This window comes from Sciscionella marina DSM 45152, assembly GCF_000379465.1.
Taxonomy (GTDB): domain Bacteria; phylum Actinomycetota; class Actinomycetes; order Mycobacteriales; family Pseudonocardiaceae; genus Sciscionella; species Sciscionella marina.
This window is the reverse complement of the sequence record NZ_KB905392.1, coordinates 766,028-780,868: the sequence shown is the minus strand read 5'-3', so window position 1 is coordinate 780,868 and position 14,841 is coordinate 766,028. Positions and strand designations below refer to the sequence as shown.

The window sequence follows — 14,841 nt, the reverse complement described above, 5'->3', positions numbered from 1 at the left end:
CCGGCCAGTACCAGCGCGGCCTGCGAGGCGAACAAGCCGCCCAGCATCTGCGAGTCGAGATCGAACCTCTTGCGAACACTGGAGTAAAGGTTCAACGCGCCCAGGGAGTCATCACGAGTGAACAGCTGGAACGACAGCATGCTGAGAATCCCTCGGGCAGCAGCCTCCGGGGCAAACCGCGGCCACCGGTCGGCCTCGGCGACCAGATCGTCGACCACCACCGTGTGCTGGTCCCACAACGCGGTCACACACGGACCTTCCCGGTAGGTGGACTGCAATCGATCCACCTCCGAGACGGTACTGCTCGACGGCGTGTACGAGGTGATCACTCCGTCGCCGCGCAGCAACGACACGCCGGCATGTTCGGCGCCAGGGACTGTGGCCACTGCCGACGACACGATTAGCCGCAACGCGTCCTCTTCCGAGCGGTCACGCTGTCCCAACGCACGCGCCGCGTCGGACAAGGCCTCGACCAGTACCTTTCGGGTGTCGGCCGACACCCGCTCACCGCCGGTCGACTCTGTCATTCGCGTTCCCGTCTCCTTGTCGCTGTTCCTTCTGTCGTGTTTTCCGGATCGTCGTGACAGATTCCCGGGCTCGCATAGTCGGCCAGCCGCGTGCCCGGTTTTTCGCCGACCAGCACCGGTGGCTCCGCCTGGCCAACGGGATGACCAGCCAGCATCGACTTCGCGAACACCACCACGACCTCGGGAACAGGCAACACTTCACTGCCACCGAGGTAGGCCACCAGGTGTACCTGCTCGTCCGAACCGGTCTCCACTCCGAGCGCCCACCCATGCACGACGTCCCAGCACAGGGCCGTATTCTGATCCGGAATATCGGGCAGGCGCTCGTCCAGCGCCAAGTAGACGGTCGGCGTCGCACCCACCTCGCAGCAGGCGCTTTCCAACCCGATCCCCAGCCCATGGGCGACCTGGGCGACATACCGGCGCAAACCCCACGCGGCCCGCTGCGTACCCAGTTCGACTTCCGCGAACGGAGCATCGACCGGCCGCACTCGCGGCGATGACATGGTCATAGCACCGGTCGAGACCGCCTTCCGCCCGGCCGACTGCGACGCATAACGAGCCGAGGCCGCGTGATGAACAACCACTGTCCTTGCCCTCCTTCCGGAGGAATCAACGGCGAGATCACCAGCGGGCACGTGGGCTGAACCAGACAGGTATCCCGCCACCGGTGAGCAGGCGTGCGCCAGCTCCCGATCTGAACCGGTACCACCGACCATAGCCTCCGCGCCCGGCGGTGACCAGGATCGTGCACCGGCGACCACCCGATACACCACGTCACCGGTAACGACAGACAACCTCCAACCGCACCGCCCAGCCACGGACACCGAGACCGCCACGAGCAGTCGTGTACCACCGAACCGCTCGTCGATCGGCTTTGGTGAAGGGACTTTGGTTCCGGCCTCGCTGGGTACTCGTACGACCGGCTTGAACCGGTCGACGGAGTCTGCCAGGAGGATTCCGACTCAGACGACCAGCGGTCAGCACATTCGGCCATGCTCAGAACAACAGAAATGACACCCGTAACCGGGCTGCTCTTCAACCATCAGTCGATGGGCGAAGACGCGGCAGGGCGCGCTCAGAGGTTGATGCTCCTGTAGATGGGCCGATCAATCCGGCAGCCCCGGGGCTGCCGGCCCGACAGGTTCGCATGTCCTCGTGCCGCCCATCCCGTTTCGCGCCACGGGGTTGCTCGCTGCTGTGCGCCGCTTGCCACCATCGGTATGGCGTGCCAGGCTCGGGTGTGGTTCCGGGGACGGACCACTCCGGTGCCTTCGACGACTCGACGGGAATTTTCGTGCCGTCGTACCGGAGCGACATCAGGTCCGGTCACCGCGGCGTTTCGGGCCGTGACCGAGTCAAACCGTCTCGGGAACGGAACGGCGACTCTGGGAACGGCACGGCGAGTCCAGGACAGGTGATCATGATGCGAAACTGGCGAGCGTCGGACGCGGAGCGCCAAGCCATCCTCGACAAGCTCCAGTACGCGGTCGGCGAGGGACGAATCACGATGGCGGAATTCGAGCAGCGGGCCGTTGCGGTGTGGCGGTCGCGCACCATCGGAGAGCTCGACGAGTTGATCGCCGACCTCCCCCACAGCCTCTGGTGACCGCGCCCGTCCGGGTCCGGTTTTCCCTCCGCTGCATCCCGATCCCGGCCGAACGAGCGGAAACCTCTGTCGCGAGCCAGGAATACTGCTCGATGGGCCCTCATTCCGTACCGGTCACCGGTTTCCGGTCCCCGCCGAACAGGACGCCGTCGATGTCGTCGACTCGGCCGTTACCAGTATCCGCTTGCGGCTTTTCGGCCTGCTGCCCGCCCGTCATATTTTCGAAGAACCGGAGCATCTCGACCGGGAACGGCATGACGAGGGTGCTGTTCTTCTCGGCTGCCACATCGACGACGGTCTGCAGCAGGCGCAGTTGCAGGGCCGACGGCGTTGCACTCATCGTCTCGGCCGCGGCCGCCAGTTTGGTCGAGGCTTGGAACTCGCCATCCGCGGCGATCACTCGCGCCCTGCGCTCCCGCTCTGCCTCCGCCTGTCGGGACATCGAGCGCTTCATCCCGTCCGGAAGGGAGACATCCTTGATCTCGACGCGTTCGATGGAAAGGCCCCAGGGACCCTCGGTCGGGGTGTCGATGACCGCTTTCAGTTCGGTGTTGACCTGATCGCGGTCGGAAAGAAGGGTATCGAGTTCGGCGCGCCCGATGACCGACCGCAGGGAGGTCTGTGCCACCTGCGAAACGGCGTGCATGTAACGCTGTACGTTGATGACCGCCTTCACCGGATCGATAACCCGGTAGTACACGACCGCGTCGACGCTCAGCGTGACATTGTCCTTGGTGATCGCGCCTTGCGGCGGTATGTCGAGCACGATCGTCTGCATATTGACGTGGTACAGGCGATCGGCGAACGGCACGATCATGCGGAGGCCGGGCTGGCGGATCATGGGTAACAGACGACCGAAGCGAAGCACGACCCCGCGCTCGAACTGTTCTATCTTGCGCAGGCTCGCCGCCAGCGTGACGAGCGCGAGAATACCGAGGATGACGATGAGGACGACAAGTGTGGTCATGACCGTTTCCAGGCCCGCGAGCCAGCGCTATGTGTAGGCCGGCGACTGTCGTGCACCTGGCCGCCTTCGGACTCCCATGCGTCGACAGTGCTGTCGTCGGCGGTAGCTGACCGGGGGAGAGCGGAGAGCGCAGTGCCATGGCTCAGGAGGTCCTCCGGCGATTCACGGTTGTCCGGATCGGCCGCCGACTGAAGTGCCTGCTCGCTTTCGTCCACGCTGTTTTCCGGCGGGACGACAAGTAGCGTGAGCCGCTCCCCGTCCGGCCCGAGCACGTCCAGGAGATGTTCGTCTTGGGAATGAAAGCCCCCGAGCCGGATGAGTCTGCCGTTGACACTGACACGCCGCGGCGCCGGATCCCAAGCCTCCATGGCGAACGTGATCCTGCTCGGCGGCAACCAGCTGGACGCGAGCATCGCCGCCAGCCGTGGTATTTCCCGGGTAAGGTCCCGCGACCTCGGCCACCAAGCTCCGTCGACGTAACCGGCAGGCGGTCCGTGCGGTTTCAACCGCAGCCGTGAGCGATCGTGGGTTTCGTTTTTCGCGGGCTCCACCGGCGCCATGGTGGCGGGCGAATGAAGGGTGGATTTCATTTCGACTCCCTCCCCGATCGGTATCGATCGGTTCGGTACCTCGTCGAAAACGACACCGGCTCGGTAGCCGATATACGGAGAACTCTCGACACCACCGACACTACGCCTGCCGCGATCGCATCGAGCGGGGCAGGCGCATCGGCACCGCGCGGCGTATGCTGTGTTTATCGCCCTGGACCCCGGCGTGACGGATCGCGGCATTCTGCCGCGCATCCCCGACACCCGGGAGGCGATTTCTCATTGCGGGCCATGCTTGCCACCTCGCCCTCGCGGGCCGTACGAAACTCGACCGCACTCCAGCTCTGCTGCGCCCGGGATCAGCACCTCAGTCGTCCGGAAAGGATCGTCATGAATGTCGAATCGCACTTCGTTTCACACTACGATCGGCGCGTGGATCTCGTCAGGGTGGCGCTGCTCGCGCAGCCGGGCATCAATCCCGACACGGCACGAAACGCCGCTGTGGCGGTATTGGAAGCACTGGACAAGATCCCCGAGCATGTCCGGTGATTTGCCTTCCGGCTGGAGATACATGTCATCGGAGCAACCTCATCGTCGTTCCCGGCTCGATGAGCAGGTTCTCAGCGTTACCGCTGCTGCCATCGGGCGACGAACCGCATACCGGACAACGGAATCATCCGAGGAATCGTGAAGGACCAGAAAATCCCGGGACAGCGAGAAAACCGGCAGAGGGCGCGACTCTGCTTGCGGCCATTCGGGAGTGCCCACGGTCAGCTCGGCGGTGGCTGGTGGCCACGATCGACGGACCTTGTCACCGAATTGGAAACGCTTGCCGCAGCGATCCGATCGCGGTTCGGCTCTCCCGGCCAAGTCCATTATCACGCCAGTATGTGGGCACCGGTCCCACCACAGGCTGACGTCGACGGCCAAAATGTACGGCTCGTCGACGTCCGGTCACTGGATTCGCATACCGTCGTCCTGCTCGGGGCGAGTGCACGACGATTGCGATTGCTCGTAGTGCCGCCGACCGTACACCGTGGCACAGCGCATGCGGTGCTGCGCGCGAGCGCAGTCGCCAATCACACGACGAGCGCAGAAGACATCCTCGCCAGCAACGGCGTACTGGACAGTGACTCTGGAGAGGCCCTTACCGCGGGCCGGCACAGCGTGAATGGGATGCCCGGCACAGGCCACCGGTGAAACCAGCGTTCACCACGGCGCACACGTGTCCGACCAGCCACCGCCAGGGACCGGTCGGTCGGCCGTATACGGAGTTCGATTCACCATCGAAGCAGGGGGAGCCGGGCGTCGCCGCCGCATCGCCTGCTAGCCCGCTCGACCTACCGCGCCACCGAATCACCGATCCCGGACAGTGAAACCATCCTTCGGCTCCAGGCCCAGTAGCTCGAGTAGCAGTGCGCAGTCGGCCGCATCGATGGAGCCGGCCGCAACGGTACGCGCGGCTCGATAGCGCTCGATCCGGTCGGATTCACCTTGCTTCTGCCCGATCGAATCGAGGCCGAAATTCATGAAGAATCCGGTCATCGGCTCCACAACCTCGAGGTCGGTGGATGCGAACCTGTCGCAAGAATGTCGAAGGCACACTCTGTGCCGCCGCTGAGAGCGTATGCCGCGGTTCGGTCCGGCGCGACGAGCACCGGATCCGGACCGGACAACCGTTTGCCCGAGGATCCGGCGCGCAACTGATCCAACGCCTCGGTGAGCCGTCCGGCGATGAGCGCGACTGTCCACAACTGTGCGCTCATTCCCGTCAGCGGCACTACAGGCATCGTTCCCGTGCCGTGGGTGGCCCCGCGGTCCTGTCCGGTCGCAAAAGTGGCAGCCGCCGATGCCACAGACGACTCCGGCTCAGCCCCGTTGTCGATAATTGTCATACTGTCGCCTCATCTTTCAGCGGAGAAATCCTGGAGAGCATCCTGCGCGCACGCGACGCACAGCGCGCCGTTCGGCACGGGCAGAATAGCGACCGGTCTTTCGTTGGCGAGGACCGTTTCGCGGCGCCCCGCCCTGCGATTGACCGCCCGGTGACAAGAATAACGCCTGTCACGCGCTCTGGACGAAGCAGTGTCCGGACCCGAGGTGCACCCGTCGAGCTCAGCTTCGCCGCTCGGCTGTTCTTCTCTTCGCCCCGCACCGTGCGACTTCGGGGTATCCTCAAGGTATCGCCCCGGACCCCGGCGGCATCGAGCAGATCGCCGATGTAAACCTGCCCACCGATCCAGGAGGCTGAGTTGCGGTGATTATCGTCCTTTTCATCGTCTTGACACTGAGCGTCGTGCTGATCGTTGTCGGAGCGCTTGCCAAGGGACTGGTCTGGTTGCTGGCCGTCGGGACGGTGATATTCGCCGCCACGACCACGATCGGCATTGTCAGACGCCACACGCTCACCAGTGCACGTCGACAGTGACCTGAGGATCCTCATGCGCCGAAACCTCTCCGGATGCACCAAGCAGTTGACCAGATCCCCGGACTCTTGTGGTGAACTGAGCGTGGGCGGACAAAACGAATCCATCGGACCTGAATCCGGATGTGTGCTTTTCGCGCCGGTCTCAAAAAGCTGTGACTCGTGCCGATGTGCCCATTCGAACCAGAGGGCAACGCTGCTAGTTCTTGGTGAGTACGCTGGAAGAGTGGGGCGATAGCAAGTGTCAAACCGAATGTGCGTCCGGGAAAGGCTGAGTGAATATGCTCAAAATAACCAGGCAGGCGATGGATGTGATCCGCGATCTTATTTCGGCGGGTGAAACTCCCGCGCACGGGGGTCTCCACATCCGGGTGCCGACCATCCCGCGCAGCGACGTCGATCGCTTAGAAGGCGTTGACCTCGAAGTGGTACGCGCAGTGCCGCCGAGAACGTTGCAGTTGCGTGCCGGGCAAGAGTGCCGGTTGTTTTTGGACCTGGATGCTGCCCAATACCTGCGAGACAAGGTCTTGCACGCCACACACGGCGCCGAAGGTGGCATGCGGTTCGTCGTGACACGCACGGTGCCGGCAGACGCTTGGGAGGTCGTGGCCGCCGACCCGGTGGAGTAGCAACACATCTTCTCTCGCCGCAGGGGCAGGTCCCGCGACGGGGCGCGATCGAATCGCCACCAGGCGGAGAGACACGGCTTCAGACACCGGCGGGCGGCAGTGAACGTTCGGAAAGCCGTGCTCGAGAACGGTCAGGAATGGCACGATTCGGCTCGACCGGTCTGCCCATCACGCAGGGCTTTCCAGCACTTCGAGAAGCTCGACACGTGCACCGCAACATCCGGCTCCCGGGGTAAGGATTGACCTCGGGGGCAAGGAGGGGCGATCGGGCGGGGCCCTTGTCGCGACGCACGCCGCCCCCGGGGCGAGGCGCAGGCTGGCCTGCCGGACTCCCTACCGACGTCGCCCGGCGTGGATCGCGGGCGAAACAGGTGCCCCGAGCGCATGATCAGCCGGATACTGCCCTGTCACGGTGTTGTCGCCTGTGCCCCCTGATCGCAGTGCTGGTGCCGGAGCGCGACTGTCCGCCGCGAACGAGCTGGTGCACCTCGATGTGAAGAGATCCACAAGATCTCCGACGGCGGCGGATGGCGCCCCCTGGGCCGCAGTGAACGCTCCATCCAGAAAAGGATGCATCGGCTACGACTACGTTCGCGCCGCCGTTGCCGACCATGACCTCCGGCCTACGCCGGGATTCTGCCTGACGAGCAAGGTCCCGCCGGTGCCGCGTTACTCACCCGCGCGAAGACTCCTTCGCCGGACACGGCATCGGCTGTATCGAACACGCGATCACCGACAGCACCAAAGAGCTACCCGCGCTCGCACGAGTTCCACACGACCACCGCAGCCCGGCAACGGCTGCTTTCCTTCTGTGATCGTCTTCGTCGGGCACGCCGCTGAAGGCCTTGCGGTCATGGGTTTCCCGCCAGTGCGCGCCGCGTTCGTGACCAGCGGACCCTGAGCGTAGTGGCCGCGCTCAATTTCCGCCTGCGATTTCCGCCAGGGCTGACTGCGGAGCAGGACGTTTTGCCTCGCATACAAGCAAGATCCGTCTGAATCGTTATGTTCGAAATGAGAGTGGGACAGGGCTCGCGATCGAATTTCGAATCAGGTCGGTGTTCGTTACGAGATCAGGATCTTCGTGAGGCTTGCGGGCCGAGGATCTGATCCGGCCGCAGGATACCTTCCGTGAGTTGGTTGGCGACGCGACTGAGCGGGTTGTTGGTGCGGCGGGCGTACTGGCGCAGGCGCTGGAATGCTTGGTCCATGTCGAGCCCGCTGGCGTGTGCGAGTACGCCTTTGGCCTGTTCGATGCTGATCCGGCTGTTCAGCGCGGTCTGGAGCTGTTCGGTCAGTGCCTCGTTGCGGTGGATGGTGCGTTCGTGGAGGATGCCGATCGTGGCGGTGTCGGCAAGCGCGCGGGCCACCTTGAGGTCCTGTTCACCAGGTGAACCGGGGCGTTGACCGAACAGGTTCAGCGATCCGATGGTCTTTCCACGCAGCCGAAGCGGGATCGAATGCGCGGAGTGAAAATCACGTTTCAGCGCGGTCGGGGCGAACTGTGGCCAGCGGCTCGTGTACTCGGCGATATTGTCTACGAGCACCGGATCGCCACTGCGAAAACATTCCAGGCAGGGGCCCTCGTTCGCGGCGATCTGGAACAGTTCGAGCAGCCTGGCCTTCTCTGACGAAGCGGCCAATGTCTGGAGGCCACCGCGCTGGTCGGCGAGCATCAGCCCGACCGCTGTGGTGTCCAAGACATCAACGCATACCTCGGTGAGCTCATGCAGTACGTCGTCGACGTCATAGTCGTCGACGAGGGTGTCGGCTATGTGGACGAAGCTCTGTAGCAGTCGTGTTTCTCTTGCGGTGTCCCTGAGGGACGGATCGGTCATCGTGCATGTCCTCCCGCCTGCCGGCGGTATATCAGGCTGCCTTGGTATTCACGTGTCGAACACGACCGGTTCGGTTCGCCGGTTCACGATGTCGTTGGCGATGTCCTCTACCACGCTGTCCGTCGTGAAAGCATAGCTGCGCAGCCGCGCGAGGGCCTGCTCGGCCGGTATACCGAGGGCAGCTACCAGGATCCCGGTGGCCTGGTGGATCTCGGCCCGGTTACGCGGCAACGGAGCCAGCCAGACTTTCAACCCGCGGCCGTCTGTGTCGTGCACCGTCTCCGATTGTGCACCCAGCAGAGCACCCGCTGCCAGATCGACGATCTGCAGCGCGGTGTTCAGTTCGGTGTCGGTCAGCCACCCGATGTGTCGCCGATAGAGGTCGAGTACGCCGATGTCGACCGCACCGTACTGGATAGGGAAAGCATAGATGGCTCCGATCGGCAAGCCGTCGATTTCCGAGACGAATACAGGCCACCTGGTCTGTGGGGCAATCGACAGGTCGGGCACCAGTACGGGCCGGCGGCTGGCGCATGCTTCGTGGCAGGGGCCTTCGCCGAGTGTGAATTGGAGGGATTCCACTCTGGCGATGATTTCGTCGGTGGCGTAGAGAGTTTCGCGTTCGGCACCGTCACGTACCGCGGAGATCGATGCCCCGTCCACGGGCAGCATCTCCACACCGGCGTGGCAGATCCGGAACACTGCTTCGCCCCCTCCCGCAGGGTCGGCCATCGCGGCCAGTACGGCCCCTCGCAGTTCGGTGAGCTCTGCGTCTGGCTCTCGGTGCGGGATCACTGACTGGCCGTTCGCAATGGGGCGCTGACCGCGTGCAGATGTTGCAGAACATATCCGTAGGTGCGTAGCCATCCGCATTGTGCGTAGTCGATACCTTGTTGTGTACAGAATTCCCGGACCAGCGGTTGTGCCTTGCGTAGGTTCGGCCGCGCCATCGTCGGGAACAGATGGTGCTCGATCTGGTAGTTCAGTCCGCCAAGGACAAAGTCGACGAACACGTTTCCCCGTATGTTGCGCGACGTGAGGACCTGTTTGCGTAGGAAGTCGATGCGCTGCCCCGCACCGATGGTAGGCATCCCCTTGTGCCCTGGGGCAAACGAACAGCCCATGTACAAGCCCCAGAGGCACTGGTGTATCAGGATGAACACCACGGCCGTCAGCGGCGAGAGCACCAGGAAAACCGCGGCAAGGTAAACGGCGAAATGACCGAAAAGCAAGCAAAGCTCGAGTCTGCGGTACCTGGTTTTATTCCGCAGCAAGGTCTGCACGCTGGACAGGTGCAGGCTGATCCCCTCCAGCAAAAGCAAGGGGAAGAACAAGACGGCTTGGTGTTTCGCGATCATCCGTGGCAAGCCGCGTTTAGCTCCGCTTTGTGCGCCGGTGAAGGCGATGACCGCGATGTCGAGATCGGGATCGTTCTGTTCGTGGTTCGGGTTGGCGTGGTGGCGGTTGTGCTGGTCGATCCACCAGATATAGCTCAGCCCGACCAGACCGCCATGTGCCCGGCCGAGCGTATCGTTGGCTTTGCCGGTCCGGAAAACCTGCCGGTGTCCAGCGTCGTGACCGATGAAGGACAACTGAGCGAACATCACCGCGAAGAACACGGCGACCAGCAACTGCCACCACGAGTCTCCGATGAACGCGAACGCGACCCAGCCGGCAGCGAAGACCAGCAGATTGAGCACGACCTTCACCGTGTAGTAGACGAGGCGCCGGTCCAACAAACCGGCATCACGAATGACCGTGGACAGTTTCGCATAGTCGCCGCGTACTTCGGCGGGTGCGCGGACAGCGGGGTCCGTATCGACTGCGGACATGACAACCACCGTTCCCTGGATCCATCGTATTTCCGGACACCGGGGTCTGGGGTGACTCTCCAAGAATGACATGATGGTCGGCTGCTGGCAACCAGCCCGGTTTCCATCAGGTCACTGCCGGTTCCGTGTGTAGACTTTCGGTATGACTCAACAGGGAGCGGCTCCGAGCGACGTGGCTCATGAGCTGCTCGCAGATCTGACACAGGGGCGTCGCTCCAGCGACTCGCCAGAACAGAAGCGCGCTTTGGCGCAACTCGCCGCACTCGTCGACATCGCAGACCGGTTGCGCGGTATCGAGCAGATCATCCGGAAGCCCTCCGAGTGAACCTCACGAGCAACCGACACCTCGGACGCGCGACGGCGGACAGTACCGTGCGGTGCAACCTTGCCGCCGCTCGCCGGTACCGGGCCGAACACCGGCGATCCCGCACGCCTTCGCCCTGCTGATCCCTCGAGCCATCCGGTCTCGCTTTCGATCAGCCGCAACGAGCAGGGTAATGCCGAAGGACAGCTAGGTGAAACCGATGCAACTCCCCATACCGGAAGCGTCGCAGTCGCCCGTAGCCGCGCCGAGTGGGGGCGCGAAGGTGGTTTTCACCCGGGAACGCGGTTGCCTTGAAAGGAAAACTCGGCTGTACCGGCTTTGCCCGATAGTCCGGGAGGTATCGCGGCGTCCTCTGTCGTGAGAGGCGGCTCGATCGGGGTGCCTGATTACGGGTGGGAGTACGATGAGGACTTGTGACGAGCGACGACGCACGGCCGGTTGCGGACAGCAGTGCCTGCGGGCTGGAACAGAGGCTGATACTGCTGGCGCAGTACCTCGACCGCCGGGAATGCAAGGAAGCCGCTGAGGCCGTGACGTCAGTCGCCGTGGACCTGCGACAGGCGTGGGACCATGCGGCAGGCGAGGGCGTCAGAGACCTGTACGACATGCTCGAGACCGTGCAAGCCGGTATCGGATCGGTACTCGATATCCTCGAAAGCCAGTTCGGGCACGAGATCGAACGGGGGCACCGTTCGTGATTCCCGGTGAGGGAACCCGTAGCGGCGAATAACACTCCTGTCGTTCTCTACGGGCTGGTATCGATCTTGTCGCACGGATCGAACCGCGCGTGGCCGTGGTGGAGTACAGTGAATATCGAGGATTTCATTGTCTCGCTCCGGGATCGGATCGTCTCGTCGGTTTGCTGATCGAAGGTCCGGTTGTCCGGGTGCGGATTTCTTAACTGGGCCAGCCCGTTTCGGTGCGGCCCGGGTTTCATGATGGCCTGTAAGCGCGGTTCGGGTTCGTCGTCAACGGAAGAGCCGACCGGGATCCAGTTGCTGGTTGCCCGCGGGCGTGGCCAAGCATCCCTACCCAGCCTCACGATCAATACTTCTCTGGAGGATTTCCATGAACGAAAACACAAACCAGTATTCGACGGTCACGGCGGTCGTGTTCAGTCATCCGGCTGTCGAACGGCCCGATCGGACCGGGGAATTCAGTCCTGGCAAGCGGGCTGGTGCGTTCCTCGTGCAGTTTCTGGCCCCGCCTATCGCCCCGGAACCATCCGTTCACCAGCGGCTCTGAGAGTGTGAGCCGACAGGGGGCGAGACGGCCTCGCGGCAGTACCGAGGACGAAGGAACCGAATCCGACAAGGGATGCGTCTCGGCGAAGTCTCCTCGGCAAGCCTCGTTTCATCGGCGACAGGGTTCAGGCTGCCCCCGAGATAGGGCGGGAGCGCCGAAGAAGCGGAAATGCTGCGATGCAGTGTCATGATCGATGCGCTGTCTGATGTGCGCTCGTCTCGCGGCTTCCTCCGTCGGTTTCCCAGCGGTCGAGCGCACTCTCAATGTGCGAGGCGGCATCCACGTAGAAAGCGCCACTGACGGCAAGGATTTGCCGAGGCGAGGAGAGGTTTTGCCGATCGACGACGAGCCGCATCGCGATATCGCCGGCTTCTTGGCTCGCCTCTGGGGGAATGACGAGAAGGCGCAGCCGCTGACGCTCGGGGCCGAACAGATCGATCACGTGCTCACTCTGTGAATGCAGGCCGGAAAGCCGAACGGTGCGTCCGTCGATATCCAGGCGTGCCGGCACCTGGTTCCATGAGGCGAGCGCGAAGCACACCTTGGCGACCGGCCAAAACCGGTCGGCGATCCTGGTGGCGAGAACCGGCAGTTCGACAGCAAGATCGCGCGAGCCTGGACACCAGGCGCCATCGACGTATCCGGTCGACGGACCTTTCGCAGTAAGACTCAGCCGCGCATGGCGACTCGCGTCCTCGATTGGTACGGCAGGGGAAATCAGTGAGTCCGATAGCATATCGGGGCTCCCGTCTCCGGTCGGTTGAGGACCGGCATCGTGTACCGGAAGCGGTTGAGTTCGCGGGAGAACTTCCGATACCACCGACACTACCCGCCGCGGCCCATCGGCCATATCGGGACGACGTCGATATGAATCGACCGTCCGGTTCAGCCGAGGCGAAGAGCTCACCTGCGATGAGCGTCGATCGGGCGGATTCCAGTGAAAGTGGTAAGGGCCCAGCGCGGGCTCGTGGCGAGGTATCAGCTCGATCGGCGGCCGGTTCTTGGTTATCACGGTCCGGTACAGTCGTGCCGCTGCGGTCTTTGCCGGACAGGCTGTCAATGCCTGTGTTCCGGATTTCTGCCGATGGCGCAGATAAAACTCGATGTCTGGGAGAGCTGCGCGGCGCACCTCGCCGGACGCACATGACGGGCCCTACCGGACCGATGAGGCGAATTCGCTAAACCGGCGCAGCAGTGTGTCGTTCTTGCGGCGGGTGGGCCACAACAGCCGCAGGGCGACCGGTGGCGCACCGTTCAGCGGCAGATGGGTGACTCGCGCGTGCAGGTGGGCCTCAGCGGCCGAGGTCGTGGTGTTCCGGCTAGGAAGCGGTCGCCGCGACCAGGCGCTCCGATTCGCTGAGTGAACGGCTCATCGGGCTCGGTGCCGCCAGTGTGCTCGACCGGGCCGAACTCGAAGCGGTCGGCAGACCGCTGGCCCGGCAGCGATGGGCGGGCGTGATCGACGCGGTGGGCGGCACCATCCTCGCCGGTACCTTGTCCGGACTGCACCACTCCGGAATCGCGAGCACCTGCGGGCTCGCCGCGAGCGCCGAATACCCCGGCAATGCGCTGCCCTTCATTCTCCGGGGTATCTCCCTGCTCGGCATCGACTCGGTGCGCACTCCGGTCGAGCGCCGGGAGGCCGCGTGGCAGCGGCTCGCCCGCGATCTCGACCCGGCCCGGCTCGATGCGGTGACCCACACGATCGCGCTCGCCGAGGCACAGGATGTCGCCGCCGAGCTCCTCGCCGGTCGCGGCACCGGCCGCATTGTCGTCGATGCCAAGACGAATTGATCAGTCGGGAAAGGAATGACGATGAGCAGTGATCCCCGCGCTTTCGATGAACTGATGGCGATTCGCGGCGATGCACGGTCTGCCGATGGCGAGGTGACGATCAGCGGAATGGACCCGTTGTTCGTGTCCCCGTTCCGGATCGGGGAGACCCTCGCCGATGCTCTCGCGGCGCGCGCGGTGGCCGCGAACGACCTCTGGGAGCTGCGCACCGGCCGCCGTCAGCAAATCGGGGTCAATGTGCGGGCCGCGGCGGCCACGGCCCTCGGCGGTGAGGACATGACCCTCGTCCGGGACGAGCAGGGGGAGTTCCGTCCCGCCCCGCTTTCCCCCGATGTCGAGCACATGGTTTCGCTCACCCAGCCATGGCAGACCGCCGATGATCGCTGGTTCGTGCCGCACTTCAATCTGCCGCACCTGGAACGCCGGGTGCTGGATGTGCTCGGCTGCGAGCCGACTCCCGATTCGGTGCACGCCGCGGTCCGCGCGTGGCAGGCCGGGCGGTGGCACGATCACCATGACCCGCGCCGATGGCGGGCGGCAGATGGCAATCGCGATCAACCGGCAGCGGTGGAACGAACTCGATGCCGCTGGGAAACTCCGCTCGCACCCCATCGACGCTCCGCTCACGGTGCTCTACCGATCGGCGATGTGCGGCGGAACCGGCGCGGACCAGGAGTTCTGCTTCAGGGGCAGCGGCTCGTGAGTACGCAGAACTCATTGCCCTCCGGATCGGCAAGACAGAGCCAGGACTCCTCGCCGGTCTGCCCGACATCGGCGTAGCCCGCGCCCAGTTCGAGCAGGCGGTGGACCTCCTCGGCCTGCTCCGCATCGGTCGGATTCAGGTCGAGGTGCAGCCTGTTCTTGATCGTCTTTCCCTCGGGAACGCGCGCGAAGGTCAGCACCGGCGGGACCGGGCCGGGGCGGTCTTTGCCTTCCGGCACCGCAGGTGAACCGATGATGACGATCCCGTCCGCCTCGTCCTCGTCCTGCACCTCGTAACCGAGGACCGAACACCAGAACCGGGCGAGCCCCGCAGGATCGGCACAGTCGATCGCGAGTTCGGTGAACTTACTGGCCATGGCCGGGCCTCCTGGTCGGGTAGCGT

General features: G+C 64.1%; 19 protein-coding genes. 9 read left to right on the top strand and 10 right to left on the bottom strand.

Translation table 11 applies throughout. The features are described from left to right. Positions 1–527: GAF domain-containing protein (locus A37U_RS44480; protein ID WP_020498626.1), on the bottom strand; the 527-nt coding region annotated here is incomplete at its 3' end. Continuing rightward, positions 524–1,246, bottom strand: a complete 723-nt coding sequence (locus A37U_RS44475; RefSeq protein ID WP_157182915.1) for a DUF6292 family protein — start codon at positions 1,244–1,246, stop codon at positions 524–526. The genes A37U_RS44475 and A37U_RS44480, both read right to left, overlap by 4 nt. A 704-nt stretch (positions 1,247–1,950) precedes the next feature. Here A37U_RS44475 and A37U_RS51710 point away from each other — a divergent pair. Further along, positions 1,951–2,136: a DUF1707 SHOCT-like domain-containing protein gene (locus A37U_RS51710; RefSeq protein WP_157182914.1), complete on the top strand. Its 186-nt coding sequence runs from the start codon at positions 1,951–1,953 to the stop codon at positions 2,134–2,136. 100 nt (positions 2,137–2,236) lie between these two features. Here A37U_RS51710 and A37U_RS0120885 read toward each other — a convergent pair whose 3' ends face one another. After that, on the bottom strand, positions 2,237–3,103 hold the full coding sequence (locus A37U_RS0120885; RefSeq protein ID WP_020498623.1) for a slipin family protein: 867 nt from the start codon (positions 3,101–3,103) through the stop codon (positions 2,237–2,239). Continuing rightward, entirely contained in the window at positions 3,100–3,693 is a 594-nt protein-coding gene (locus A37U_RS50975; RefSeq protein ID WP_157182913.1) for a DUF5994 family protein, read from the bottom strand. Before A37U_RS50975 ends, A37U_RS0120885 begins: the two co-directional genes overlap by 4 nt. Before the next feature lie 348 nt (positions 3,694–4,041). Between A37U_RS50975 and A37U_RS51705 the strand changes: the two genes are divergently transcribed. Both A37U_RS51705 and A37U_RS54925 read left to right on the top strand, forming a co-directional pair. Next, the gene (locus A37U_RS51705; protein WP_020498621.1) at positions 4,042–4,200 is read left to right on the top strand and encodes a DUF6307 family protein; all 159 of its coding nucleotides are present in this window, start codon (positions 4,042–4,044) and stop codon (positions 4,198–4,200) included. 138 nt (positions 4,201–4,338) lie between these two features. Next, positions 4,339–4,851, top strand: a complete 513-nt coding sequence (locus A37U_RS54925; protein WP_420806247.1) for a DUF5994 family protein — start codon at positions 4,339–4,341, stop codon at positions 4,849–4,851. A 156-nt stretch (positions 4,852–5,007) separates the two neighbouring features. Here A37U_RS54925 and A37U_RS44465 read toward each other — a convergent pair whose 3' ends face one another. Next, positions 5,008–5,205: a hypothetical protein gene (locus A37U_RS44465; RefSeq protein WP_157182912.1), complete on the bottom strand. Its 198-nt coding sequence runs from the start codon at positions 5,203–5,205 to the stop codon at positions 5,008–5,010. Between the two features lie 703 nt (positions 5,206–5,908). On the opposite strand from A37U_RS44465, the gene A37U_RS51700 reads away from it, so the two are divergent. Next, a complete protein-coding gene (locus A37U_RS51700; RefSeq protein WP_020498618.1) occupies positions 5,909–6,079 on the top strand; it encodes a hypothetical protein in 171 nt (56 codons plus the stop codon). A gap of 272 nt (positions 6,080–6,351) precedes the next feature. Then, on the top strand, positions 6,352–6,705 hold the full coding sequence (locus A37U_RS0120855; protein WP_157182911.1) for a hypothetical protein: 354 nt from the start codon (positions 6,352–6,354) through the stop codon (positions 6,703–6,705). Positions 6,706–7,775: 1,070 nt separating this feature from the next. On the opposite strand, the gene A37U_RS0120850 is transcribed toward A37U_RS0120855, so the two are convergent. Genes A37U_RS0120850 through A37U_RS0120840 form a run of 3 tightly spaced genes read right to left on the bottom strand, consistent with a single transcriptional unit; the run spans position 7,776 to position 10,372 of the window. Then, entirely contained in the window at positions 7,776–8,540 is a 765-nt protein-coding gene (locus A37U_RS0120850; protein WP_020498616.1) for a GAF and ANTAR domain-containing protein, read from the bottom strand. Between the two features lie 48 nt (positions 8,541–8,588). Further along, complete coding sequence (locus A37U_RS44460; protein ID WP_020498615.1) at positions 8,589–9,272, bottom strand: GAF and ANTAR domain-containing protein; 684 nt, start codon at positions 9,270–9,272, stop codon at positions 8,589–8,591. Between the two features lie 59 nt (positions 9,273–9,331). Then, positions 9,332–10,372 carry a fatty acid desaturase family protein gene (locus A37U_RS0120840; protein WP_020498614.1) on the bottom strand — a complete coding sequence of 347 codons (1,041 nt, stop codon included), beginning with the start codon at positions 10,370–10,372 and terminating at the stop codon, positions 9,332–9,334. A 142-nt stretch (positions 10,373–10,514) separates the two neighbouring features. Here A37U_RS0120840 and A37U_RS0120835 point away from each other — a divergent pair, with 142 nt between their 5' ends. Together A37U_RS0120835 and A37U_RS0120830 are read left to right on the top strand one after the other, a co-directional pair. After that, a complete protein-coding gene (locus tag A37U_RS0120835; RefSeq protein ID WP_026197437.1) occupies positions 10,515–10,697 on the top strand; it encodes a hypothetical protein in 183 nt (60 codons plus the stop codon). Between the two features lie 413 nt (positions 10,698–11,110). Continuing rightward, on the top strand, positions 11,111–11,395 hold the full coding sequence (locus tag A37U_RS0120830) for a hypothetical protein (RefSeq protein ID WP_020498612.1): 285 nt from the start codon (positions 11,111–11,113) through the stop codon (positions 11,393–11,395). Between the two features lie 731 nt (positions 11,396–12,126). On the opposite strand, the gene A37U_RS51695 is transcribed toward A37U_RS0120830, so the two are convergent. Beyond that, positions 12,127–12,678, bottom strand: a complete 552-nt coding sequence (locus tag A37U_RS51695; RefSeq protein ID WP_157182909.1) for a DUF5994 family protein — start codon at positions 12,676–12,678, stop codon at positions 12,127–12,129. A gap of 656 nt (positions 12,679–13,334) precedes the next feature. Here A37U_RS51695 and A37U_RS44455 point away from each other — a divergent pair. Both A37U_RS44455 and A37U_RS52990 read left to right on the top strand, forming a co-directional pair. Continuing rightward, a complete protein-coding gene (locus tag A37U_RS44455; RefSeq protein ID WP_020498608.1) occupies positions 13,335–13,736 on the top strand; it encodes an MDR/zinc-dependent alcohol dehydrogenase-like family protein in 402 nt (133 codons plus the stop codon). Between the two features lie 21 nt (positions 13,737–13,757). Further along, a complete protein-coding gene (locus A37U_RS52990; RefSeq protein WP_205622964.1) occupies positions 13,758–14,516 on the top strand; it encodes a hypothetical protein in 759 nt (252 codons plus the stop codon). Here the strand turns inward: A37U_RS52990 and A37U_RS0120795 are convergent. Further along, positions 14,420–14,815, bottom strand: a complete 396-nt coding sequence (locus A37U_RS0120795; RefSeq protein ID WP_020498605.1) for a VOC family protein — start codon at positions 14,813–14,815, stop codon at positions 14,420–14,422. The genes A37U_RS52990 and A37U_RS0120795 overlap by 97 nt on opposite strands. Positions 14,816–14,841: the final 26 nt, after the last annotated feature.

What these genes read in the sequence shown, in the direction of transcription:
- A37U_RS51705 (WP_020498621.1), top strand. Translation starts at nt 4,042, where the DNA reads ATGAATGTCGAATCGCACTTCGTTTCACACTACGATCGGCGCGTGGAT.
- A37U_RS0120850 (WP_020498616.1), bottom strand. Translation starts at nt 8,540, where the DNA reads ATGACCGATCCGTCCCTCAGGGACACCGCAAGAGAAACACGACTGCTA.
- A37U_RS0120835 (WP_026197437.1), top strand. Translation starts at nt 10,515, where the DNA reads ATGACTCAACAGGGAGCGGCTCCGAGCGACGTGGCTCATGAGCTGCTC.
- A37U_RS0120795 (WP_020498605.1), bottom strand. Translation starts at nt 14,815, where the DNA reads ATGGCCAGTAAGTTCACCGAACTCGCGATCGACTGTGCCGATCCTGCG.
- A37U_RS52990 (WP_205622964.1), top strand. Translation starts at nt 13,758, where the DNA reads ATGAGCAGTGATCCCCGCGCTTTCGATGAACTGATGGCGATTCGCGGC.
- A37U_RS44475 (WP_157182915.1), bottom strand. Translation starts at nt 1,246, where the DNA reads ATGGTCGGTGGTACCGGTTCAGATCGGGAGCTGGCGCACGCCTGCTCA.
- A37U_RS0120885 (WP_020498623.1), bottom strand. Translation starts at nt 3,103, where the DNA reads ATGACCACACTTGTCGTCCTCATCGTCATCCTCGGTATTCTCGCGCTC.
- A37U_RS51710 (WP_157182914.1), top strand. Translation starts at nt 1,951, where the DNA reads ATGATGCGAAACTGGCGAGCGTCGGACGCGGAGCGCCAAGCCATCCTC.
- A37U_RS51695 (WP_157182909.1), bottom strand. Translation starts at nt 12,678, where the DNA reads ATGCTATCGGACTCACTGATTTCCCCTGCCGTACCAATCGAGGACGCG.
- A37U_RS44460 (WP_020498615.1), bottom strand. Translation starts at nt 9,272, where the DNA reads ATGGCCGACCCTGCGGGAGGGGGCGAAGCAGTGTTCCGGATCTGCCAC.
- A37U_RS0120840 (WP_020498614.1), bottom strand. Translation starts at nt 10,372, where the DNA reads ATGTCCGCAGTCGATACGGACCCCGCTGTCCGCGCACCCGCCGAAGTA.
- A37U_RS50975 (WP_157182913.1), bottom strand. Translation starts at nt 3,693, where the DNA reads ATGAAATCCACCCTTCATTCGCCCGCCACCATGGCGCCGGTGGAGCCC.